Origin of the sequence: Micromonospora sonneratiae (assembly GCF_042679305.1) — a bacterium.
GTDB lineage: Bacteria > Actinomycetota > Actinomycetes > Mycobacteriales > Micromonosporaceae > Micromonospora_H > Micromonospora_H sonneratiae.
Map to the genome: position 1 here is coordinate 1 of NZ_JBHTMP010000153.1, position 1,550 is coordinate 1,550.

General features: G+C 74.1%; 1 protein-coding gene and 1 pseudogene. Both read right to left on the bottom strand.

Going from position 1 to position 1,550, the window contains the following annotated elements; translation table 11 throughout:
- Window positions 1-364, bottom strand: a pseudogene (locus tag ACFQ4H_RS34735) (cytochrome P450); the annotation flags it as partial.
- Between the two features lie 151 nt (window positions 365-515).
- A partial coding sequence (locus tag ACFQ4H_RS34740) for an AMP-binding protein (protein WP_377579514.1) occupies window positions 516-1,550 on the bottom strand: 1,035 nt, incomplete at its 5' end.

The window sequence follows — 1,550 nt, forward strand, 5'->3', positions numbered from 1 at the left end:
TGAGCGCCAGTGGATCGACGTCCAGGTCGAGCAGGGCGGCCGTGGTCGCGCCGGCCATGGCGGCGGCCAGCAGCACCCGGTCGACCGTACCGCCGTCGGCCAGTGGAGCCAACCGTCGGGCCAGCACCCCGGTCCAGACCGGGCGCAGCCGGGCCACCCCGGCGGCACCGAGTCCGTCGGTGAGTGCCCGGCGGGCACCCCGGTGTTCCGTACCCTCCTGGTCGAACAGCAGCCCGCCGGCGTCGAGGCGGCGGGCGGTCCCACCGGTGGTACCGGCGGCCGTACGGTCCAGCGGCACCCGGGTCAGCCCGTCCAGGTACGCCTGCCGGTCATGCACCAGGACGGTACGCCCCAGCCGCAGCACCGGCCGTCGTCGAGTGGCCGACAGCAGCGCGAACAGTATCGGGTGACTGAGCAGGTAGACCCACCGATCCCGCCGCCTCCCCGTGGGCAGGGGACCCGTCCGGTTGCCTTGTTCTGGTGAAGGGGCTCTTCCCAACCCCGGAGCGAAGAGCTCAGCCACGGGGTGGCCGCCAGCCTGCCAGCATCGCCGCCGCCATCTTCGCGGTGGCGGTCCGGTCCGGTTTCCTGGACCGGCCGGAGGTGGGCACCGGACCGAAGTGGACGGCGTCCGGCCGGGCCGAGCCCATCCGGTCCAGTACCGGTGCCAGGTCGGTACGCAGCCGCTGCGGGTCGACACCGGGTTCGGGCTCGACCACGGCGACCAGACGCTCGTCACCGTCACCGGCCGGTACGCCGACGAGCACGGCGAGGTTGACCCCCGGAATGTGCAGCGCCGGCTCGTACAGGCCGGGGTAGATGTTCTCCGCCTCGCGCAGGATCATGTCCTTGCACCTGCCGGCCAGCACCACCCGCTCCCCGGACAACCGGGCGACGTCACCGGTGGCCACCCATTCGTGCGGCTCCTCGCCGAGGTAGCGGTCCGATCGACCCGGCCCGGTGAGCAGCAGCTGTCCCTCCGCGTCGATCCGGGTCCGTACGCCCGGCAGTGGCGTGCCGACGAGGTCGCCGTCCTCGGTGAAGGCGGCCTTCTCGGTGGCCTCCACCGCTGCGGCGGGGAACATCTCGGTGAGCGCGTACACGCCCCAGGCCCGGCTGGCCCCGGCCTGCCGGGTCCGCGCCAACAGGTTGGCGCTGACCGGCGCGGAGCCGCTGTAGAAGGCACCGGTCAGCCTGGGCGACTCGGCCAGTAGCGCGCGTAGCTGTGGCGGGGTCAGGTAGCTGGCCTGCGGCTTGAGCCGGGGGATCTGCCGGGCCAGTACCCGGGCCGACCGGGCCGGCAGGGCGACCGGTGCGCCACTGGCCAGCGTCGGCACCAGCACGAAGAACGTGCCGCCGAGCACCGGTCGATCCGGCTGTGGCTGGACCAGCCCGGTGACGGCCTGCATCGCGGCGGCCAGCCCGGACCGGGTGTGCACCACGGCCCGGGGACGGCTGGTGGTGCCCGAGGTGAAGATGATCACCGCGTCACCGTCCTCGCCGCGCCGGTCGGGCAGCGGTCCGTCGGCGGCGCGTGGGGGCAGCGCCGG